The following is a 21,705-nucleotide window of genomic DNA, read 5'->3' as shown; positions in this document are numbered from 1 at the left end:
CTTTCAGGATAGACCTAAAAAATATCTTGAGTTTTATCTGCGTAAGACGGCGTAAGAGCAGTAATTTATTCCATTCAAAACAAACCAAACGTTAAACAATAAGTTCAGCATTTCTCCATCTTTAACGATGTAATCATTCCCTCTGGCACGCATTTGTCAGCTTCCTTCCTGCCTTGTTCACCTGTTCTTGACAGGCTGTCAGTATGCCTGCGACGAACTCCACCGAGAGAACTGCCGACCCAGGGCTGCTGACTACCCGCAGCGAGTACGACCGTCTCGGCCGACTGCATCGCCGGGACGTCTTTACCGACAATGCCCAACGCCCGCCGCCGCGCCGCTGGTTCAGGACGGTACGCTGCCCGGCCAGGAGCAGTGGCGCTGGGATGCGGCCGGTAACCCGCTTGAGGGGGCTGCTGATAAAGTCACGCACAACCGCCTGTCGCAGCTGAACGGCATTCGCTGGCGTTATGACATCCATGGCCGCACCTTGGAGAAGGATAACGGCCAGACCCGCTGGCACTACCGCTACGACGGCGAGCACCGCCTGACAGAGGTCATCAGCCAGCCGCGGGACCGCAACAGACCGCAGACGGAGGTCAGCTTCCGCTATGACCCACTCGGACGACGCATCAACAAAACGCGCCGCCAGATGCTGGGCGGCCAGCCAACCGGTAAGCCTGTCACCACCCGGTTTGTCTGGGAAGGATTCCGTCTGCTGCAGAAAGTGCATGGAGATGTGCCGCTCACCTACGTCTACAGCGATCAGGACAGCTACGATCCGCTGGCGCGAATTGACGGCGTTGATGCCCCGGAAATCTTCTGGTTCCACTGCCAGCCCAACGGCACGCCGGAGCGGATGACGGATATCGAAGGGCAGGTGCGCTGGTTAGGGGTCAACTGCGCCTGGGGCAAACTGCTGCGTGAAAGTAAAACGCAGGTATCAGGATATTCCCAGTACCTGCGCATGCAGGGGCAATACCTGAACCTTGAGACAGGGCTGCACTACAATCTGTTCCGGTATTACGACCCGGATTGCGGAAGGTTTACGCAGCAGGACCCGATAGGGCTGGCGGGGGGGATAAACCTTTACCAGTATGCGCCGAATGCGCTGGGGTGGGTGGATCCTTGGGGGTTGAGTAGATGTTCATCCTCAGGTAAATATAAGCTTGGAACAATTCTGGGACGTACATTTTATAAAAATACTGTTGATATACATCCTGGGGTTCCTAAGTCAGTTCATACGTCAGTTCATCCTTCAATCAAAGCGAAATTTAAGGATGGTTGGACAAACGTTGATTTTATGAAAAATGGCTATGCTCCGATTGGCACAGATGGAAAACAAGTCAATCTTCATCACGTTCTTGGACAAGAACCTGGACCAATGGTGGAAATTCTTTCATCTACGCATAAGCTGTATCATAAGCAATTGCATGGATTAATCGAGAACGGTGGTAGTTTTAGAAATACTCCTGAACTTGATAGACAGTACAATAGATTCAGAAGTGCGTATTGGAAGTTGAGAGCATTAGATTTTTAATAGGGTGTAAAAATGATGACTATCAAAACTGCAATTGAATATTTGAACAATAATGCGACAGACGAAGTTTTTTGGTTAGGTCAAGTTGATATAGAACAGATTGATTCACTTGAAGATAACCTAGGCATTAAACTCCCTCATGATTTTCGAGAGTTTTTACTTTTGGTTGGTGGCGGAGGGGTGATTGGAGAGGAGATTTCAGGAATAGTGAATAATAATGCTCTTGAAGAGTCAGGAGGTGCTGTTTTTTACGATACAATATATTGCCGTAAAGAATTTTCACTTCCTGAAAATTATTCTGTTATATATCTAAAAGATGATGAAGTTTGCTGGTGTATAGATTCAGGCAGTGAGGGTTTTGGAAGGGTTGTTAATTATGACCTATTTTCCAAGAATACGACAAACACCATAAGCCCTTCGTTTTCTGAATTTTTTGATAATTATGTTAAGTTGCGGACGTGATTAGTGGAATGAATGCCAATTGTATTCATGAGCATTTCCCAAGCTGATAAGGTCCAGGAGAGAATTTGGACCTTATTGTACGTATTCTATTGCTTCTAAATAGCGGTTGTTGATTATATGTTAAGTGATTAAATGTTGAAAATTAAGTATGAAATAATACATTTCCAAACAAATACAGCAACAGTATCATTTATGATTTAGTTTCACTAAAACATAGAGTTAACGATGATGCAGAGTGGTGGAGTCTTCCAGAAAATGAAGTTGAAGAAATAAATAAAGGAAATGTATTATTTCTCAATCTTGGAGATGATGGTGTCTATAAAGTCCTTATTAAACATGATGTTGATGAATATACCGGGGCGCTATTTTTGAAAGTACCTTCTGGAAAGGTTGTTATTGGGGCGGGAGAGGATGTCACGGACGGCGATCTTCAACCTGATGATTCAGATGTTATATCAGGTGAGCTTATTATTTTAGAGTCGGGTAGTTACGAAGTTAAATATAAAAAGCAAAGTTCAGAAGTTCTAATTTCCTTTACAAAAGCAACATTTACTGAAGCTCTTTAGAAGAGGGAGTTTATCTCAGAAATGAATCCACGCCTTGGTGTGGATATTTCATTTAAAAAAAACAAATGTTAAACAATTAATTCATCACGTAGCCATTTGTAACAATATTCTTTCTTCCTTCTGCGCATCTCTTGCTTATTTTTTTTCGCGCCTTATTTACCCTTTCCCTTAATAAACTGTCAATATTCTCGCAACGAACAACACCACCCTGAGAATAGCCCCCTGTGGCTGCTGACCACCCTCAGCGAATACGACCGTCTTGGCCGACTGCATCGCCGGGACGTCTTTACCGGCAATGCCCAGCGCCCGTCGCCGCGCCGCTGGTCCCGCCGCTGGGATTACGACTATCGCAATAATCTTGTCCGCGAAGAGCGGGACGATAACCCGTTCAGCTGGTACCGCTGGCAGTACGACAGCGCAGGGCGCCTGCTCGTTCAGGACGGCACGCTGCCCGGTCAGGAGCAGTGGCGCTGGGATGCGGCCGGTAACCCGCTTGAGGGGGCTGCTGAGAAAGTCACGCACAACCGTCTGACGCAGCTCAACGGCATTCGCTGGCGTTATGACATCCATGGCCGCACCGTGGAGAAGGATAACGGCCAGACCCGCTGGCACTACCGCTACGACGGCGAGCACCGCCTGACGGAGGTCATCAGCCAGCCACGGGACCGCAACAGACCGCAGACGGAGGTCAGCTTCCGCTATGACCCGCTCGGGCGACGCATCAGCAAAACGCGCCGCCAGATGCTGGGCGGCCAGCCAACCGGCAGGCCGGTCACCACCCGGTTTGTCTGGGAAGGGTTCCGGCTGTTGCAGGAAGTGCACGGGGATGTGCCGCTGACCTACGTCTACAGCGATCAGGACAGCTACGATCCGCTGGCGCGTATTGACGGCGTTGATGCCCCGGAAATCTTCTGGTTCCACTGTCAGCCCAACGGCACACCGGAGCGGATGACGGATAGCGAAGGGCAGGTGCGCTGGGAAGGGGTGAACAGCGCCTGGGGCAAACTGCTGCGGGAAAGCGAAACGCAGGTATCAGGATATTCCCAGAACCTGCGCATGCAGGGGCAATACCTGGACCGTGAGACAGGGCTGCACTACAATCTGTTCCGGTATTACGACCCGGACTGCGGACGGTTTACGCAGCAGGACCCGATAGGGCTGGCGGGGGGGATAAATCTTTACCAGTATGCGCCGAATGCGCTGGGATGGGTGGATCCGTGGGGGTTGAGCCGTGAGTGTAGTGGTAAAACAAAACCTGATTTCTATGTTGGTCCAAGTGGCCCTAGTTCGACTATGCCTTCTACAGCATATCGTTATATGGATAGCAAATATGCTCCACAGACAATAGAAAATAAATCAGCCCCGTTAAGTTATTTTGGGTATACGAAATATAAATCTGCAAATGAAGCCAGGGACGCCTATCAAATTTTTTATGAGAAAGGTAATCCTGATTCATGGAGTGATGCACGTTTATTAGGTGAGTTTGATACATTACAACTGTATAAAAATGGAATACCTCAAGTGCAAGTACCTCTTGCCAATGGTGGTCGAGGGCCTGGATATGAGCTTTTCACCAGTGCATATCCTGAGTATGGTAAAGGTGGGGCATTACAGTTGCTACCAATCGAACGAAATTACCCTGTTATTTTTGAACGTGTTACTATAATTCCGGAGTAAAAGTGATGACAGATGAAGAGTTACGAAAGAATCTTGTTTTTTTAATAAAAAAATATGTTCCGGAAAGTCAACAAAAAGCATTTTATGATGATATATCAAAGTCTACTGTGCCAGTGAAAGGTATTTTAGCTGACTTTAATAAAATCAAAACCAGAACTGTCGATGAAGTTGATGGAGATTTAATACGGGATATTTACTTTTATTTTTGTTGACAGATATATTGGAGATAGCTCACATGCTCAGCATTTCCTTGATATTAGAGGTGGAAATGCTGAAGTTGTCTCTTTAAAGTACCTAAATGGATGGCGGATTTCATTGAAGAAAGTGCAATACCTCAGGCAGGTTATCGTACTAATCCGTTAAATCAAGGGGGATTAGCTCCTAAACGCGTGGATCCGACTACGCCAGGTAGGTCGCATGAATTACCATCAATATGGCCAGAATGGCTTGAAGAAGTAGTGATTCCAGGCTCCGGGAATGTAAGATAGGTTACTATATGAATATCAATAAAGATGACGAACTCCTTGTGATAGTTAAGTATGAAGGAAGATTTTATTGGTTCGTTGCGTTCAAGGAAATGTGGGGCTTCGACAGAGTTAAATGGGTAGAGGATTTTGTGAAAAGTGGGGTGGAAATAAACCTTCAGGATATCCATAAGGAAAGATATGACATACCAGTAGTAAATGAAGGAAACGCGCAGATATTCATTGATGATTTAATTAAAGATGGTTATTCATACGAAAAGGATGACATAGCTGAGGAGTTTTATAATAGGCTTTCGCAAAAAACAACTTGGTGGGATATATATGAACTTATGCCGGATTTATTTATAGACTTTGATAATAAAAAATTATATTCGGAATATGTTGAGAGTATGCATTATCAAGAATATGTGTCTGATGGTTGGCACGGTGAACTTGTTGATTTTTGCAGTAATGGATCGTTACCTCAAGATGAAATGTTCTGGATAAAAAATGAAACTGATCATAGAAGCGTTTTGATCGCTAAAGGATAAAATATATTTTCAGCATACCATTTTGAGATAATGCAATGATCGATTCAACACGCCAATTAGTGTTTGTGTTAAGCGAGACAAAGCCGTTGCCAACTGTTTTGACCATCTTCAACGCTCAGGGTGAAAATCGAAAAAAATCCATGCCAAAGCGTGGATTTTTTTCATTCAAAACAAATCAAACGTTAAACAAGAAGCTCATCACGTCGCCATCTTTAACGATGTAATTTTTACCTTCAGCTCATATTCGGGCTGCCTCTTACGCTCCTTGCTGAATCCTACCCTCAATAAGCTGTCGGTATACCCGCGACGAACTCCACCGTGAGACCAGCCGCACCCAGAGGCTGCTGACCACCCGCAGCGAATACGACCGCCTTGGCCGACTGCATCGCCGGGACGTTTTTACCGGCAATGCCCAGCGCCCGTCGCCGCGCCGCTGGTCCCGCCGCTGGGATTACGACTATCGCAATAATCTTGTCCGCGAAGAGCGGGACGATAACCCGTTCAGCTGGTACCGCTGGCAGTACGACAGCGCAGGGCGCCTGCTCGTTCAGGACGGCACGCTGCCCGGTCAGGAGCAGTGGCGCTGGGATGCGGCCGGTAACCCGCTCGAGGGGGCTGCTGAGAAAGTCACGCACAACCGTCTGACGCAGCTCAACGGTATTCGCTGGCGTTATGACATCCATGGCCGCACCGTGGAGAAGGATAATGGCCAGACCCGCTGGCACTACCGCTACGACGGCGAGCACCGCCTGACGGAGGTCAACAGCCAGCCACGGGACCGCAACAGACCGCAGACGGAGGTCAGCTTCCGCTACGATCCGCTCGGGCGACGCATCAGCAAAACGCGCCGCCAGATGCTGGGCGGCCAGCCAACCGGCAGGCCGGTCACCACCCGGTTTGTCTGGGAAGGGTTCCGGCTGTTGCAGGAAGTGCACGGGGATGAGCCGCTGACCTACGTCTACAGCGATCAGGACAGCTACGATCCGCTGGCACGTATTGACGGCGTTGATGCCCCGGAAATCTTCTGGTTCCACTGTCAGCCCAACGGCACACCGGAGCGGATGACGGATAGCGAAGGGCAGGTGCGCTGGGAAGGGGTGAACAGCGCCTGGGGCAAACTGCTGCGGGAAAGCGAAACGCAGGTATCAGGATATTCCCAGAACCTGCGCATGCAGGGGCAATACCTGGACCGCGAGACAGGGCTGCACTACAATCTGTTCCGGTATTACGACCCGGACTGCGGACGGTTTACGCAGCAGGACCCGATAGGGCTGGCGGGGGGAATAAACCTTTACCAGTATGCGCCGAATGCGCTGGGGTGGGTGGATCCGTGGGGGTTATCGTGCAGAAATAGCTGGAATGATTTCCAGAATAAAACAAAAGGGGTTTTCTCAAGTAGGGCTTGGGCAGCAAAGGCGTATAATTCTTTAAAAGGCACGACGAAGCCCAATCGGCCAAACCCAACGAACTATCTAGACCCTTCTTATGTTAAGCAACATCTTGCTTTATTTAATGATGGTATTTCTAAAATTGCATGGGGAGTGAATAGAGCTGAGATTGGCCCTCCATCTGGTCATTTTGTGATGCCAAAATCAGTTGCTGATAACATTATTAAGAAAGCTGGCGGAGATGTCGGGAAGTTAGAGAAAATGTTAGGATTAGACCCTGGAGATCTTGGCGATTCACCGGTCCGAATAGATATCCTTAAACCTCAAGGGCTTAGGATGCCTTCAGGCAACGAGGGAGGGGCTAATGATTTTTGGGTTCCTGGAGGTAAGACGTCAGGAGGGATCCCTGAAGCCGTAATAGATCAAACGCCTGTCGGTGATGCTTTGATTACACCGATTATAAACAAATAGAGGTACGAAAAATGAGTGAAGTTATTTTTACTGGTTTTGGCATTGACATAATTAAAAGAGATAATGAATATTTTATCCGATATGATGCTGGAACTATTGCTATGATTGATAAAGAGTCGAAAATTACATCCGAAGAAGCATTGAAAGCACAAAGAAGTGAAAGAGATGCTTATGAAGTTATTGTTGCCACTCAGACTAGAGAAGGGAAAAATAAGCCCTTTTTTTCAAAGGATTAATAGTTTTATGCAGGGGGGATATTTTACAGCCAAAAAATCAGGAGTTGTATAATTGATAGCGTTGAAATTGTAGCTTACTATATTCTATAGTTGTAATTAATTAATATTTTAAAATAGTTATTGTTTTATTTTGTACGTAACTATTGTTGTATAGTTAATTTCATTGCTAAAATCGGTGACAAACCGCTCGTTTTTATTTATATAGCATAATTACAACGAATTTTTTACTCAATTAGCATTTGTCAACTTCAGTTATGGGGGCATCCTTGCGTAATAATCGCTATCTTTATGGTCAATCAATCCTCAAAGAGAAGATATGTACATAGCAACAAAAACGATAGAAGAATATGAAAAATAGTCTTTTTTACATAATGAGGCATAGATATAGTCAACATGTTGACCTACTGATTTCACATCGTCAAATATTGCTACGATCACGAGACTATGATGAAAAACTGAGTCAGTGGGGTAAAGGTAATGTATCTCAAGGTGCTGTGATTCATAAAGATTATGTTATTTTTGATCCTTTACCAGAGGACGCATTTGGAGCAAACGTAAATATCAAAATAGAGAATGCTTTTAATTTAGATGAAAATGCTCAACGCTGCATTGTAGTGCCATTTTTTATTACAGATAAAAATAAGCTTCAGGTGGCTTCTGCGACAGAGAAATTTGACATAAACATAAATGTAACCAACAAAACGTATTCGCTCTATTATGAGATTTGTGAAGGGGATGAAATTTATTACAATTTCACTCTTGTGCCGGAAAAAGACACTGTCACAGCTAAGTTTTTATTAGACGACCCTTGGGGCGGAAAAAAAGATAATCCACTCAAAGAAGGTGTTTTTTAACGTTAATAATAACTAAATAAGAACGAAAAAAATCCACGCCAAAGCGTGGATTTTTTTAATTCAAAACTAATCAGACGTTAAACAAGAAGTTCATCACATCGCCATCTTTAACGATGTAGTCTTTCCCTTCCGCACGCATCTTGCCAGCTTCTTTCGCGCCTTGCTCACCCTTGTAGGTGATAAAGTCTTCAAACGCGATAGTCTGCGCACGAATGAAGCCCTTCTCGAAGTCGGTGTGGATCTTACCGGCCGCCTGAGGCGCAGTCGCACCCACAGGGATGGTCCACGCACGCACTTCTTTTACGCCAGCGGTGAAGTAGGTTTGCAGGTTCAGCAGCTCATAGCCCGCGCGGATCACGCGGTTCAGGCCCGGCTCTTCCAGACCCAGTTCGGCCATGAACTCTTCACGGTCGGCATCGTCCAGCTCGGCGATATCAGATTCAACGGCCGCGCACACGGCAACAACCACAGAACCTTCAGCCGCGGCAATTTCACGTACTTTGTCGAGGTACGGGTTGTTCTCGAAACCGTCTTCGTTAACGTTGGCGATGTACATGGTTGGCTTCAGGGTCAGGAAGCTCAGGTATTTGATCGCCGCTTTGTCTTCTTCAGTCAGGTTTTTCAGCGCGCGCAGCATGCCCGCGTTTTCCAGCTGTGGCAGACATTTTTCCAGGGCAGCCAGTTCCGCTTTCGCGTCCTTGTCGCCGCCTTTCGCTTTCTTCTGCACGCGGTGAATGGCGCGCTCGCAGGTGTCGAGGTCAGAGAGGGCCAGCTCGGTGTTGATGACGTCGATGTCGTCAGCCGGATCCACTTTGTTGTTAACGTGGATAATGTTGTCGTTCTCGAAGCAGCGCACAACGTGGCCGATCGCTTCTGTTTCACGGATGTTGGTCAGGAACTGGTTGCCCAGGCCTTCACCTTTGGATGCGCCTTTTACCAGGCCCGCGATGTCCACGAACTCCATGGTGGTCGGCAGAATGCGCTGCGGCTTCACGATTTCCGCGAGCTGGTCCAGACGCGGATCGGGCATAGGAACAACACCGGTGTTCGGCTCGATGGTACAGAACGGGAAGTTCGCCGCTTCAATACCTGCCTTGGTGAGCGCGTTGAACAGGGTGGATTTGCCCACGTTTGGCAGACCGACGATACCGCATTTGAATCCCATTTCTAAATCACCTTAATATCTTGATAATCAATCCGTTAACGATAACCGATTGAAGAAAAGTAAATAACTACGCCTATTATACACGTAACCCGCGCGACGCGCGGTAAAAAAGCCCCATGGCGCCGATTATTGCGCTTTGAAAGCGTGCAGTCGATTGGTGGCTTTCGTCAGGCCGTCCTGAAGCCAAATCTCGGTGCAGCGGGCCGCTTCGTCCACCGCTTCGTCAATCAACTTCTGCTCAGAAACGGGTGGTTTACCCAGTACGAAACCAACAACTTTGTTTTTATCGCCCGGATGGCCGATTCCCACGCGCAAACGGTGGAAATTAGGGTTATTACCCAGTTTGCTGATGATGTCTTTAAGGCCGTTGTGGCCGCCATGACCGCCGCCCAGCTTGAACTTCGCCACGCCTGGCGGCAGATCCAGTTCGTCGTGGGCCACCAGGATCTCATCCGGATTGATGCGATAAAACGTTGCCATAGCCGCCACGGCTTTGCCGCTCAGGTTCATAAAGGTGGTTGGCACCAGCAACCGCACGTCAGCACCCGCAAGATTGATGCGTGAGGTATACCCGTAAAACTTGGGTTCTTCACGCAGGGGCGCGCGCAGACGTTCCGCCAGCAGATCAACATACCAGGCGCCGGCGTTATGGCGGGTAGCGGCATACTCTGCGCCCGGATTGGCGAGGCCGACAATCAGTTTAATCGTCACGATTTACTTCCTAATGGGTTCCAGATCTGGCGCGTAGTTTACTGTCTGGCGCGCCGCTTGACAAAGTTCTGCCTGCTGTACATCGAAATGCGAATAATTTCTTCTTTGAACAATTAGAATTTCAAGCTGTTCAATGTCTTATTTGTAAATTTTTGTCCGGGAGTTATCTGTAAATGTGATCATTCACGCAACTCATATAAGTGGCGTTGTCTATACTTTACACACAAGGAGAAGGGGTTTTTCCCCTGACAACCCAAAGTTCCGGAGGTGACATATGAAACGCAAAAACGCTTCAATGCTCGGTAACGTGCTAATGGGGTTGGGACTGTTCGTGATGGTCGCCGGTGTCGGTTATTCAATTTTAAACCAATTACCGCAGCTTGACCTCCCACAATACTTTGCGCATGGCGCGGTGCTGAGTATCTTCCTCGGTGCGGTATTGTGGCTCGCCGGGGCGCGCGTGAGCGGACATGAGGAAGTCTGCGATAAATACTGGTGGGTGCGCCATTACGATAAACGATGCCGCCGCGACCAGCATAAGCACGGCTAGTGCCCCATAAAGAACACCGAAACGACTTCATCTGAAGTCGTTTTTTTTTGCATGACGCATTGACCCTCACGTAACGTAAGGCTTCAGAGTAGCGACACTGGCAGAACAAAAGGAGCCGTTATGTTGATTCAGGTGGGTGAACTGGCGAAACGCGCAGGGATCACCGTGCGGACTTTGCATCACTACGAGCAAACAGGGCTGTTGTTACCTTCTGCCAGAAGCGCGGCAGGCTACCGGCTTTATAACCTGGCGGATGTGCAGCGTCTGCATATGATCCAGGCGCTGGCAAAAGCCGGACTGGAGCTTGCCGAAATCAGGGATTTTCTGGAACAGCGTTCGCTGTCATTAGCCGAATTACTCGACGGGCAAATCACTTTGCTGGACAAGCAACTGCGTAGCATCCATACGCTGCGCAACCGGCTGGTGGAATTGCGTACCGGGCTGACCGACGATGCGACGCCGGATCTGGAATCCTGGCTACAGACTCTGGAGTTAATGAATATGTACGATCGCTGGTTTAGCAAAGAAGAGTTGCAGCAACTGCCGTTTGCGGTAGAGAAAGAGGCGCTGGCGGATATCTGGTCGGGTCTGGTGACGGAGGTTAAACGCTTGCTGGAACAGAACGTCAGCGTCACGGACGCGCGGGCGACCGATTTGGCTTCACGGTGGATGGAACGCCTGGAACAGGATACCGCAGGCAAACCGGAATTTTTGACCCGTCTGAACGAAATGCACAGCGTGGAGCCGCAGATGCAGGAGCAAACCGGCATTACACCGGAGATTACGGATTACATCACGCGGGCGTTTGCCGAATCAAAGCTCAGCATCTGGGAGAAATATCTCACTGCCGAAGAGATGGCCTTTACCCGGGCGCACTACTTTGACCGGATGATGGAGTGGCCGCCGCTGGTGGCAAAGCTACATCAGGCGCAGCGGGATAATCTCAGTCCCGCTTCTGACGATGCGCAAAAGCTGGCAGAAAAGTGGCTGGTTTTATTCCAGTCCTATGCGGGAACAAACCCGCAGACCCAGCAAAAATTTCGTCTCGCCATGCAGCAGGAGCCGCATCTGATGAAAGGCACGTGGATGACGCCTGCCGTGCTTGAATGGCTCCAGCAGGCGATCGGGGTGATGATGCAAAGACGTATCTCTGCATCAGATGACTCACAGATCCGCTAATGCAGCTTCACGGTTAGGGTAGAAGGACAATCGGCCAGGGATCGGCTGCACGCCCGCGCGCGCCATGGTGCGCAGGGGCTGGAATTCGAGGTTACTGATCCGCAGCTCGCAGCCTTCCGGCAGGCGGGCAATAAAGCGCTGGAAGGCATCCAGACCGCCGGCATCCAGCACCGGGACGGCATCCCACTTCAGCACCACAATCCGTTTGCCCGCGACGCGGGACGCCAGATCGCTGAACAAACCTTCCGCCGCGGCGAAGAACAGCGGGCCAATCACGCGCAGCACCAGCACATCGTCAGGTACCTCAACGTTAACCGGGGAGAGACGCGTCATCTGCGCGATGCGGCGCATAAACAGCAGCGAGGCCAGCACTATGCCGACGCTGATAGCGATAACCATATCAAACAGCACGGTCAGCGACATGCAGATCAGCATCACGATGATGTCGTCTTTCGGCGCACGGCGCAGCAGATTCACCACCTTATGCGCCTCACTCATATTCCAGGCCACCATCAACAGCAGCGCAGCCATGGCCGAGAGTGGAAGCCATGAAAGCAGCGGGGCAAGGATCAGCAGCGCCATGATCACCAGCAGGGAGTGAATGACCGCTGAAACCGGTGATGTCGCGCCCGCACGTACGTTCGCGGCGGAACGGGCAATCGCAGCCGTAGCCGTAATACCGCCGAAGAACGGTGCAACGATGTTCCCTAAGCCCTGACCGACCAGTTCGCTGTTGGCTTTGTGCTTAGTGCCGGTCATGCCGTCGAGCACGACGGCGCAGAGCAGGGATTCAATCGCGCCCAGCATTGCCATGGAGAACGCGGCAGGCAGCAGAGCGCGAAGGGAATCCCAGCTCAGGGTGAAGCTGGAGCCCGGCATGTCCCACGGCAGAACCAGCTGCGGCAGCAGCTGCGGAATACCGTTACCCTGTGAGCCATCCGCCAGAACATAGTGGAACTGGGAGCCAATGGTGGCGACCTGTCCACCGAGCAGGTTGACGACGCCCATCACCGCGCAGCCCAGCAGCAGAGCGGGGAGATGCCCCGGGAGACGAATGCCTAAGCGAGGCCAGACGATGAGTGTGCCGAGGGTAACGATGCCAATGGCTGCATCGCCCAGGTTGGCCGTCGGCAACGCCATAAACAGCGCGCCCACTTTCTGTAAGTAGTGCTCCGGAACATGGGCCATTTGCAGGCCGAGGAAATCCTTAATCTGCATGGTCCCGATGGTAATCCCAATCCCCGAGGTGAACCCCAGCGTCACGGAAAGGGGAATATATTCAATCAGGCGACCAAAGCGGGCCAGACCGAACAGAATTAAAAAGATGCCGGACATCAGGGTGGCAACCAGCAGGCCTGCCAGACCAAACTGTTGGGAAACCGGGTAGAGGATCACCACAAAGGCGGCAGTTGGGCCGGAGACGCTGAAGCGGGACCCGCCCGTCAGCGCAATCACAATCCCCGCAACGGCTGAGGTGTACAGCCCGTACTGCGGCGCGACGCCGCTACCAATCGCCAGTGCCATCGCCAGCGGGATGGCAATAATCCCGACGGTGATCCCGGCTATCAGGTCACGAACAAAGCGTGACGACGTGTATTTCTCTTTCCAGCAGGCGTCGATGAGGGCGCGAAAGGGCAGAACATGTGAGGAGGTTACGTTTTTCACAATTATCTATCATCCGTGTGCGCATCATCTGTCATATGAATGGCAGGTGAAGGAGGCATAAGTCATACAAATAAATACTATAAACAAAAAAACCCGCCGTAGCGGGTTTTTTGGCCGTGTTCGATCAGTGTTCGAACATTGCAGAGATGGATTCTTCGTTGCTGATACGACGAATCGCTTCGGCCAGCATCCCGGACAGGGTCAACGTACGCACGTTTGGCAGCGCTTTGATCTCGTCACTCAGTGGAATGGTATCGCATACCACAACTTCGTCGATGACGGAGTTACGCAGGTTGTTTACCGCATTGCCGGAGAAGATCGGGTGAGTCGCGTAAGCGAATACGCGTTTCGCACCACGCTCTTTCAGCGCTTCAGCGGCTTTACACAGCGTACCGCCGGTATCGATCATGTCGTCCACCAACACGCAGTCGCGGCCAGCCACGTCACCGATGATGTGCATCACCTGTGAAACGTTAGCACGCGGACGGCGTTTGTCGATGATCGCCATGTCGGTATCGTTCAGCAGCTTCGCGATAGCACGAGCACGTACCACGCCGCCGATGTCCGGAGAAACCACAATCGGGTTGTCCAGATTCAGTTGCAGCATGTCTTCCAGCAGGATTGGGCTGCCGAAAACGTTATCAACCGGCACGTCGAAGAAGCCCTGGATCTGCTCTGCGTGCAGGTCGACCGTCAGTACGCGGTCAACGCCGACGCTGGAGAGGAAGTCTGCGACAACTTTAGCGGTGATTGGCACACGCGCGGAACGGACGCGACGGTCCTGACGTGCATAGCCAAAGTAAGGAATAACAGCAGTGATACGGCCAGCAGAAGCGCGACGCAGCGCGTCGACCATAACAACCAATTCCATCAGGTTGTCGTTCGTTGGAGCACAGGTGGACTGGATGATGAAAATATCACCACCGCGTACATTTTCGTTAATTTGTACGCTGACTTCGCCGTCGCTAAAGCGACCTACAGCGGCGTCGCCGAGGGAAGTGTACAGGCGGTTGGCAATACGTTGTGCTAGTTCCGGGGTGGCGTTACCAGCAAAAAGCTTCATATCAGGCACGAGAAGAACCTCAGGCATGCGTCCAGTGGTGGATAGCGTTCGCCGCAAACTGCGGGGCCTAAGCAAACGCTATCCAGGCGGTGTATTAAAGAGCGCGATGCAACGTCTGGAACAGGGTGACGTTGTCACCGAAACTCAGTCTGCGCCAGAATGGCCTGCTGTAGGGGGGAGGTGTTCATCCCGCGTGCTACAAAACCATGCAGCCAATCCGGCGCTTGCTCAAGCACCTGACGGGCGGCGGATTCGGTGTCAAATTCAGCAAAGACACAGGCCCCTGTACCGGTCAGGCGCGACGGCGCGTATTCTAACAGCCAGGAAAGCACCGCATCAACCTCGCGAAAACGTTTTCTTGCGATATCCTCGCAATCGTTGCTGAATTCACAATTTAATAACTTTTTTATTGACCGTACCGGGGTATTTCTTTTCAGGTCAGGATCTTTAAAGATGACCGGGGTAGGAATGCTCACGCCAGGGTGAACGATCAGATACCATTTTTCCGGCGGATCGACCGGCGTGAGGATTTCGCCCACCCCTTCAGCAAACGCCGCGTGGCCGCGTACAAACACTGGTACATCGGCGCCCAGCGTCAACCCTAACGCTGCCAGCTCGTCCGTTGTCAGACCGCAGCCCCACAGATGGTTAAGCGCCACCAAAACGGTTGCAGCATTTGACGAACCGCCGCCAAGACCGCCGCCCATCGGCAGGCGTTTGTCGATACGGATATCCGCACCGCTTCCCGCTGGCAGACGATCCGACGACGACGCCGTTTTCATCAGCAGGCGGGCAGCGCGCACGATCAGGTTATCGTCGTGCGCCACGCCGTCGACTGGCGTCAGCAGGCAAATCTGCCCGTCCTGACGCGGTTCGATTGAGATCGTGTCGCCGTAGTCGACAAACTGAAACAGGGTTTGCAGGGTGTGATAGCCGTCAGCGCGCTGCCCGGTAATGTAGAGAAACAGGTTCAGTTTTGCGGGAGAGGGCCAGTGGGTCATCATTTAACGATCCAGTTATCCATTTTCAGCTTGATACGCTGGCTACCCTGCGTCAGCTCCATATTGGACGGCAGCGATGGTTGCGTCTTGCTGTCATACGCGCTGTACACCACTTTCCAGGTTTTACCGCCCTGGGTGTAGTTAACCTGGCTCAGACGGTATTGGTCATCAAGCGTATAGTCGGTGGCGTCACCCGGCAGGCCAAGGATCCACTGGCGCAGACTATTGAGCGGAATCGGCATCCCGGTCAGTTTGCCAATCATCTCTTCGGCGTCGGTCGCGGTGTAGTGCTGGCCTTTGTTATCGGTGATCTGCGCTTCGCCAGGCTTCGCGTTAAGCTCCAGCTCGGTGCTGCCCAGCGGGTTGAGCAGCAGCAGGCGATAGTTGTCCTGCCCCGTTTGCTGCCAGAAGAAGCGAGCATAAACTTTTTGTTCGTCAGAGAGATATGCAAATGCACCGCGGGTCTGGTACTGGCTTAATTTCAGCACATCCTGCTGGTGCTGACGCCACTGCGGTGAGTCGGGGCTTTTGCCCGGGCCTTTCGGCTGATGAACGGAACAGGCGGTCAGAACCAGGGCCGCCAGAGGCAGCAGGCGAATCATTCGGGTCATAATGATGACAAATCCTTGAGATACGTTGCAGTTATAACTGTTAATGCTAGCGTTGAAGGGTGCCACCGTCTACGTTCAAATTATCTCAAAGCGCGGCGTAAGCTATTACTCCGAAAGGGGGCAGTCTCTTTTATTGATCTCGCGCATCCTGTATGATGCGTCCTGCTAACCTTATTAACGCTGGTACTACTCCCGCTCAACATGACCCTATTAGCACTCGGTATTAACCACAAAACGGCCCCGGTTTCACTGCGAGAACGCGTTACGTTTTCGCCGGATACGCTCGACCTGGCGCTGGATAGCCTGCTTGCACAGCCGATGGTGCAGGGTGGCGTGGTGCTGTCGACGTGCAACCGTACCGAGCTCTATTTAAGCGTGGAAGAGCAGGACAACCTGCACGAGGCGCTGATCCGCTGGCTATGTGACTATCACAACCTCAACGAAGAAGAGCTGCGCAACAGCCTGTACTGGCATCAGGATAACGATGCGGTCAGCCATCTGATGCGTGTGGCCAGCGGTCTGGATTCGCTGGTGCTGGGCGAGCCGCAGATCCTCGGCCAGGTGAAAAAAGCCTTCGCGGATTCCCAGAAAGGGCATCTGAAAGCCAGCGAACTGGAGCGAATGTTCCAGAAGTCATTCTCCGTGGCGAAGCGTGTGCGAACCGAAACCGACATTGGCGCCAGTGCGGTTTCGGTTGCTTTCGCGGCCTGTACTCTTGCCCGTCAAATCTTTGAATCGCTGTCGACCGTCACCGTACTGCTGGTGGGGGCGGGCGAAACCATCGAGCTGGTGGCGCGCCATCTTCGCGAACACAAGGTGAAGAAGATGATCATCGCTAACCGCACCCGCGAACGTGCGCAGGTGCTGGCAGATGAAGTGGGCGCTGAGGTGATTGCGCTGAGCGACATCGATGAACGTCTGAAAGAGGCGGACATTATTATCAGTTCTACCGCCAGCCCGCTGCCGATTATCGGGAAAGGGATGGTCGAGCGTGCGCTGAAATCCCGCCGCAATCAGCCGATGCTGCTGGTGGATATCGCCGTTCCGCGTGATGTCGAACCGGAAGTGGGCAAACTGGCGAACGCCTACCTGTACAGCGTGGATGACCTGCAAAGCATCATTTCGCACAACCTTGCCCAGCGTAAGGCGGCGGCTGTGCAGGCGGAAACCATCGTTGAACAGGAAACCAGCGAATTTATGGCCTGGCTGCGCGCGCAAAGCGTCAGCGAGACCATCCGCGAATACCGCGGTCAGGCGGAGCAGGTGCGTGATGACCTGACGGCCAAAGCGTTAGCGGCCCTTGAACAGGGCGGCGACGCGCAGGCGATTATGCAGGATTTAGCCTGGAAACTGACCAACCGCCTGATCCATGCCCCAACCAAATCTCTTCAGCAGGCTGCCCGTGACGGGGACGATGAACGCCTGACTATTCTGCGCAACAGCCTCGGGCTGGAATAGCGCCCTATACCCATTTTCTAAGACAAGGTGCATTTACGCCTATGAAGCCTTCTATCGTCGCTAAACTGGAAGCTCTGCACGAGCGCCATGAAGAAGTCCAGGCGCTGCTCGGCGATGCCGGGACCATTGCCGACCAGGAACGTTTTCGCGCGCTGTCGCGTGAATACGCGCAGTTAAGTGATGTTTCAAAATGCTTTACCGACTGGCGACAGGTCCAGGAAGATATCGAAACCGCGCAGATGATGCTCGACGATCCTGAAATGCGCGAGATGGCCCAGGAAGAGTTGCAGGACGCTAAAGCGCGGTCAGAAGAGATGGAGCAGCAGCTTCAGGTCCTTCTGCTGCCAAAAGATCCGGACGATGAGCGTAACGCTTTTGTGGAAGTCCGCGCCGGTACCGGCGGCGACGAAGCGGCGCTGTTCGCCGGAGATCTGTTCCGTATGTACAGCCGTTATGCGGAATCACGCCGCTGGCGCGTAGAGATCATGAGCGCCAACGAAGGCGAGCATGGCGGCTACAAAGAGGTTATCGCCAAAATCAGCGGCGACGGCGTTTATGGTCGGCTGAAGTTTGAATCCGGTGGTCACCGCGTGCAGCGTGTGCCTGCGACAGAATCTCAGGGACGCATTCACACTTCGGCCTGTACGGTGGCGGTTATGCCCGAGCTGCCGGAAGCGGAACTGCCGGATATCAACCCGGCGGATCTGCGCATCGACACCTTCCGCTCTTCAGGGGCGGGTGGTCAGCACGTTAACACCACCGACTCCGCTATCCGTATTACTCACCTGCCCACCGGGATTGTGGTTGAGTGTCAGGACGAGCGATCCCAGCACAAGAACAAAGCTAAGGCGTTATCCGTGCTGGGTGCCCGTATCCACGCGGCGGAAATGGCGAAACGCCAGCAGGCGGAAGCCTCTACCCGCCGTAACCTGCTGGGCAGCGGCGACCGTAGCGATCGTAACCGCACCTATAACTTCCCGCAGGGGCGCGTAACCGACCACCGCATCAACCTGACGCTCTACCGTCTGGATGAGGCAATGGAAGGCAAGCTCGATATGCTGATTGAGCCTATCGTGCAGGAATACCAGGCCGACCAGCTGGCGGCGCTGTCCGAGCAGGATTAATGGATTTTCAGCGCTGGTTACGTGAGGCGGCCCGTGAACTTTCAGAAAGTGAAAGCCCGAAGCGGGACGCCGAAATTCTGCTTGAGCATGTGACGGGTAAAGCCCGCACGTATCTGCTGGCTTTCGGCGAAACCGAACTGACAGCTGAACAGCTATCGCAGCTGGAGGCGCTGCTCGCCCGCCGTAAAACCGGCGAGCCGGTGGCGCATCTGGTTGGCGAGCGCGAGTTCTGGTCACTTCCGCTGTATGTTTCAGCGGCGACGCTGATCCCGCGCCCGGACACAGAGTGTCTGGTGGAGCAGGCGCTGGCGCGGTTACCGGCGCAGTCGTGTCAGATCCTCGATCTGGGTACCGGCACCGGCGCGATTGCGCTGGCGCTTGCCAGCGAGCGGCCGGACTGTATCGTGACGGCGGTAGACGTGATGCCTGATGTGGTCGCCCTCGCGCGGCGCAACGTTGAACGGCTGAGGCTGAACAATGTTTCCGTTCTGCAAAGCAGCTGGTTTGCCGCGCTTGGAAGCCGCATGTTCGAAATGATTGTCAGCAATCCGCCCTACATCGACGAAGACGATCCGCATCTCGCGCAGGGCGACGTGCGTTTTGAACCGTTGACCGCGCTGGTCGCTGCGAATCAGGGACTTGCGGATCTCGATTACATTGTGACAACGTCACGGCAACATTTGCTTCCCGGTGGCTGGCTGCTGGTGGAACATGGGTGGACGCAGGGAGAGGCGGTGCGAGCACTGTTTACGCGTGCCGGATACGCCGCCGTGGAAACCTGCCGCGATTACGGCGGCAATGAACGTCTGACGCTGGGGCAGTGGTCATGAGCCTGTTTACGCTGCTAATCTCCGTTCACCTGGTTTCCGTTGCCCTGACCATCGGCTTTTTCATTGTCCGCTACTGGTGGCGCTACAGCAATAATCCGCTGATTAACGCCCGCTGGGTACGTATCGCCCCACACGGTATCGATACGGTGCTGTTCCTTTCCGGAGCCGGGTTAATGTGGAAGACCGGCTATCTGCCATTTACTGATAAAGGCCTATGGCTGACTGAAAAGCTGTTTGGCGTTATCATCTACATCGTTTTGGGTTTTATCGCGCTTGGGCGTCATCGTCCGCGCAGCCAGCAGACAGGGTTTATCGCCTTTCTGCTGGGTCTGGTGGTGCTGTACATCATCATTAAACTCGCCACCACAAGAATACCGTTACTGGGGTAAGTCATGAGGTCCTTAGCCGATTTCGAATTTAACAAAGTGCCGCTATGCGATGGTATGATCCTGATTTCAGAGATGATCCGCGACGATTTCACATCACAGTACGTTTACGCTGAACTGGAAAATCTGGTCAGCCTGGCGCGCGAAGAGATCAATCAGGCACGTCCGCAAGACTGGCAATTAGAGAAGCTGATTGAGCTTTTCTATGGCGAATGGGGTTTCTGCGACACGCGAGGCGTGTATCGCCTGTCTGACGCACTGTGGCTGGACCAGGTGCTGAAAAATCGACAGGGTAGCGCCGTCGCGTTGGGCGCCATTTTACTGTGGGTTGCGCACCGACTGGATATTCCACTGGTGCCGGTCATTTTCCCGACGCAGATGATTTTGCGGGCGGAGTGGCTGGACGGTGAGATGTGGTTAATCAATCCGTTTAACGGCGACACGCTGGATGAGCATACGCTGGACGTCTGGCTGAAAGGCAACATCAGCCCGATAGCGGAGCTGTTCAATGAAGATCTCGATGAAGCCGATAACGCCGAAGTGATCCGCAAGCTGTTGGATACGCTGAAGTCTGCGCTGATGGAAGAGCGTCAGATGGAGCTGGCCCTGCGCGCAAGCGAAGTGCTGTTGCAGTTCAATCCGGAAGATCCGTACGAAATCCGCGACCGCGGCCTGATTTATGCGCAGCTCGACTGCGAGCACGTGGCGCTGAATGATTTGAATTATTTCGTCGAGCAATGTCCGGAAGACCCGATCAGCGAAATGATTCGCGCGCAGATCAACGCGATCGCGCATAAACACATTACACTGCATTAATCTTAATTCCGATTCACACCTGAATAAGGCGATCCTATGAAACAAAAAGTGGTTAGCATTGGTGATATCAACGTGGCAAACGACCTGCCGTTCGTGCTGTTTGGCGGTATGAACGTTCTGGAATCCCGCGATCTCGCTATGCGCATCTGCGAACACTACGTGACCGTGACCCAGAAGCTGGGCATCCCGTACGTGTTTAAAGCCTCTTTTGACAAAGCCAACCGCTCCTCCATTCACTCCTACCGTGGCCCGGGCCTGGAAGAGGGGATGAAGATTTTCCAGGAGCTGAAACAGACGTTTGGCGTGAAAGTGATCACCGACGTGCACGAAGCGTCTCAGGCACAGCCCGTGGCTGATGTGGTAGACGTGATTCAGCTTCCGGCGTTCCTGGCGCGCCAGACTGACCTGGTAGAAGCGATGGCGAAAACCGGTGCCGTGATTAACGTGAAAAAACCGCAGTTCGTGAGCCCTGGCCAGATGGGTAACATCGTCGATAAGTTTATCGAAGGTGGTAACGACCAGGTGATCCTGTGCGACCGTGGTTCAAACTTCGGTTATGACAACCTGGTTGTGGATATGCTGGGCTTCAGCGTAATGAAGAACGTCTCTAACCAGTCTCCGGTGATTTTCGACGTGACCCACTCCCTGCAATGTCGCGACCCGTTTGGCGCCGCGTCTGGCGGGCGTCGTGCGCAGGTGACCGAACTGGCGCGCGCCGGTATGGCAACCGGCCTGGCGGGTCTGTTCATTGAAGCGCACCCGGATCCGGTTAACGCGAAATGCGACGGTCCATCCGCGCTGCCGCTGGATAAGCTGGAGCCATTCCTGAAACAGATTAAAGCGATTGACGATCTGGTGAAGAGCTTCGACGAGCTGGATACCAGCAACTAATAAAAAAACCCGCTTCGGCGGGTTTTTCTTTGCCCGGCGGCGCTACGCT

21 protein-coding genes and 3 pseudogenes are annotated in these 21,705 nt (G+C 52.3%); 18 read left to right on the top strand and 6 right to left on the bottom strand.

The features are described 5' to 3' along the window. Positions 1-208 precede the first annotated feature (208 nt). From L2Y28_RS12450 to comJ, 10 genes and pseudogenes are all read left to right on the top strand, one after another. Positions 209-1,141: pseudogene (locus L2Y28_RS12450) on the top strand (RHS repeat domain-containing protein); the annotation flags it as partial. 159 nt (positions 1,142-1,300) lie between these two features. Then, complete coding sequence (locus L2Y28_RS12445; RefSeq protein WP_072044418.1) at positions 1,301-1,537, top strand: HNH/ENDO VII family nuclease; 237 nt, start codon at positions 1,301-1,303, stop codon at positions 1,535-1,537. A gap of 12 nt (positions 1,538-1,549) precedes the next feature. Further along, complete coding sequence (locus L2Y28_RS12440; protein WP_071785210.1) at positions 1,550-1,999, top strand: SMI1/KNR4 family protein; 450 nt, start codon at positions 1,550-1,552, stop codon at positions 1,997-1,999. Positions 2,000-2,184: 185 nt separating this feature from the next. Continuing rightward, on the top strand, positions 2,185-2,565 hold the full coding sequence (locus L2Y28_RS12435) for a DUF6386 family protein (RefSeq protein ID WP_096170486.1): 381 nt from the start codon (positions 2,185-2,187) through the stop codon (positions 2,563-2,565). A 225-nt stretch (positions 2,566-2,790) separates the two neighbouring features. After that, positions 2,791-4,242: pseudogene (locus L2Y28_RS12430) on the top strand (RHS repeat domain-containing protein); the annotation flags it as partial. Positions 4,243-4,247: 5 nt separating this feature from the next. Further along, positions 4,248-4,454: a hypothetical protein gene (locus L2Y28_RS12425; protein ID WP_022648388.1), complete on the top strand. Its 207-nt coding sequence runs from the start codon at positions 4,248-4,250 to the stop codon at positions 4,452-4,454. Between the two features lie 284 nt (positions 4,455-4,738). Continuing rightward, positions 4,739-5,257 carry a hypothetical protein gene (locus L2Y28_RS12420; RefSeq protein ID WP_022648387.1) on the top strand — a complete coding sequence of 173 codons (519 nt, stop codon included), beginning with the start codon at positions 4,739-4,741 and terminating at the stop codon, positions 5,255-5,257. A gap of 296 nt (positions 5,258-5,553) precedes the next feature. Beyond that, positions 5,554-7,116, top strand: a pseudogene (locus L2Y28_RS12410) (RHS repeat domain-containing protein); the annotation flags it as partial. 11 nt (positions 7,117-7,127) lie between these two features. Next, on the top strand, positions 7,128-7,352 hold the full coding sequence (locus tag L2Y28_RS12405; RefSeq protein ID WP_023330151.1) for a hypothetical protein: 225 nt from the start codon (positions 7,128-7,130) through the stop codon (positions 7,350-7,352). A 347-nt stretch (positions 7,353-7,699) separates the two neighbouring features. Then, entirely contained in the window at positions 7,700-8,206 is a 507-nt protein-coding gene (gene comJ, locus L2Y28_RS12400; protein ID WP_022648383.1) for a competence protein ComJ, read from the top strand. A gap of 70 nt (positions 8,207-8,276) precedes the next feature. On the opposite strand, the gene ychF is transcribed toward comJ, so the two are convergent. Together ychF and pth are read right to left on the bottom strand one after the other, a co-directional pair. Beyond that, positions 8,277-9,371: a redox-regulated ATPase YchF gene (ychF, locus tag L2Y28_RS12395; RefSeq protein WP_010432886.1), complete on the bottom strand. Its 1,095-nt coding sequence runs from the start codon at positions 9,369-9,371 to the stop codon at positions 8,277-8,279. A gap of 126 nt (positions 9,372-9,497) precedes the next feature. Further along, positions 9,498-10,082, bottom strand: coding sequence for an aminoacyl-tRNA hydrolase (gene pth / locus L2Y28_RS12390; RefSeq protein ID WP_006810922.1), 585 nt, complete (start codon positions 10,080-10,082; stop codon positions 9,498-9,500). 274 nt (positions 10,083-10,356) lie between these two features. Between pth and ychH the strand changes: the two genes are divergently transcribed. Both ychH and L2Y28_RS12380 read left to right on the top strand, forming a co-directional pair. Continuing rightward, a complete protein-coding gene (ychH, locus tag L2Y28_RS12385) occupies positions 10,357-10,632 on the top strand; it encodes a stress-induced protein YchH (protein ID WP_022648382.1) in 276 nt (91 codons plus the stop codon). 120 nt (positions 10,633-10,752) lie between these two features. Further along, entirely contained in the window at positions 10,753-11,811 is a 1,059-nt protein-coding gene (locus L2Y28_RS12380) for a MerR family transcriptional regulator (protein WP_022648381.1), read from the top strand. Here L2Y28_RS12380 and dauA read toward each other — a convergent pair. The 4 genes from dauA to lolB all read right to left on the bottom strand — a co-directional run bounded on the left by dauA (position 11,797) and on the right by lolB (position 16,151). Further along, the gene (dauA, locus tag L2Y28_RS12375) at positions 11,797-13,476 is read right to left on the bottom strand and encodes a C4-dicarboxylic acid transporter DauA (protein ID WP_022648380.1); all 1,680 of its coding nucleotides are present in this window, start codon (positions 13,474-13,476) and stop codon (positions 11,797-11,799) included. The two genes, L2Y28_RS12380 and dauA, sit on opposite strands and share 15 nt — an antisense overlap. A 124-nt stretch (positions 13,477-13,600) precedes the next feature. Further along, positions 13,601-14,548, bottom strand: a complete 948-nt coding sequence (gene prs, locus L2Y28_RS12370; protein WP_003856663.1) for a ribose-phosphate diphosphokinase — start codon at positions 14,546-14,548, stop codon at positions 13,601-13,603. Positions 14,549-14,673: 125 nt separating this feature from the next. Beyond that, positions 14,674-15,543: a 4-(cytidine 5'-diphospho)-2-C-methyl-D-erythritol kinase gene (gene ispE / locus L2Y28_RS12365; RefSeq protein ID WP_022648379.1), complete on the bottom strand. Its 870-nt coding sequence runs from the start codon at positions 15,541-15,543 to the stop codon at positions 14,674-14,676. Next, positions 15,540-16,151 carry a lipoprotein insertase outer membrane protein LolB gene (lolB, locus tag L2Y28_RS12360; protein WP_003856665.1) on the bottom strand — a complete coding sequence of 204 codons (612 nt, stop codon included), beginning with the start codon at positions 16,149-16,151 and terminating at the stop codon, positions 15,540-15,542. The genes ispE and lolB overlap by 4 nt, the downstream gene beginning before the upstream one ends. A 201-nt stretch (positions 16,152-16,352) precedes the next feature. Between lolB and hemA the strand changes: the two genes are divergently transcribed. Genes hemA through kdsA form a run of 6 tightly spaced genes read left to right on the top strand, consistent with a single transcriptional unit; the run spans position 16,353 to position 21,656 of the window. Beyond that, complete coding sequence (gene hemA / locus L2Y28_RS12355; RefSeq protein ID WP_003856666.1) at positions 16,353-17,609, top strand: glutamyl-tRNA reductase; 1,257 nt, start codon at positions 16,353-16,355, stop codon at positions 17,607-17,609. A 41-nt stretch (positions 17,610-17,650) separates the two neighbouring features. Next, a complete protein-coding gene (gene prfA / locus L2Y28_RS12350; protein ID WP_003856667.1) occupies positions 17,651-18,733 on the top strand; it encodes a peptide chain release factor 1 in 1,083 nt (360 codons plus the stop codon). Further along, a complete protein-coding gene (gene prmC / locus L2Y28_RS12345; RefSeq protein WP_022648378.1) occupies positions 18,733-19,563 on the top strand; it encodes a peptide chain release factor N(5)-glutamine methyltransferase in 831 nt (276 codons plus the stop codon). Before prfA ends, prmC begins: the two co-directional genes overlap by 1 nt. After that, positions 19,560-19,952 carry an invasion regulator SirB2 gene (gene sirB2 / locus L2Y28_RS12340; RefSeq protein ID WP_022648377.1) on the top strand — a complete coding sequence of 131 codons (393 nt, stop codon included), beginning with the start codon at positions 19,560-19,562 and terminating at the stop codon, positions 19,950-19,952. Before prmC ends, sirB2 begins: the two co-directional genes overlap by 4 nt. 3 nt (positions 19,953-19,955) lie before the next feature. Then, positions 19,956-20,765, top strand: a complete 810-nt coding sequence (sirB1, locus tag L2Y28_RS12335) for an invasion regulator SirB1 (RefSeq protein WP_022648376.1) — start codon at positions 19,956-19,958, stop codon at positions 20,763-20,765. Between the two features lie 36 nt (positions 20,766-20,801). Next, the gene (gene kdsA / locus L2Y28_RS12330; protein ID WP_022648375.1) at positions 20,802-21,656 is read left to right on the top strand and encodes a 3-deoxy-8-phosphooctulonate synthase; all 855 of its coding nucleotides are present in this window, start codon (positions 20,802-20,804) and stop codon (positions 21,654-21,656) included. Positions 21,657-21,705: the final 49 nt, after the last annotated feature.

It is taken from the genome of Enterobacter sp. JH25 (assembly GCF_021725435.1).
Lineage (GTDB): Bacteria > Pseudomonadota > Gammaproteobacteria > Enterobacterales > Enterobacteriaceae > Enterobacter > Enterobacter intestinihominis.
This window is presented reverse-complemented; position numbering and strand designations above follow the sequence as displayed.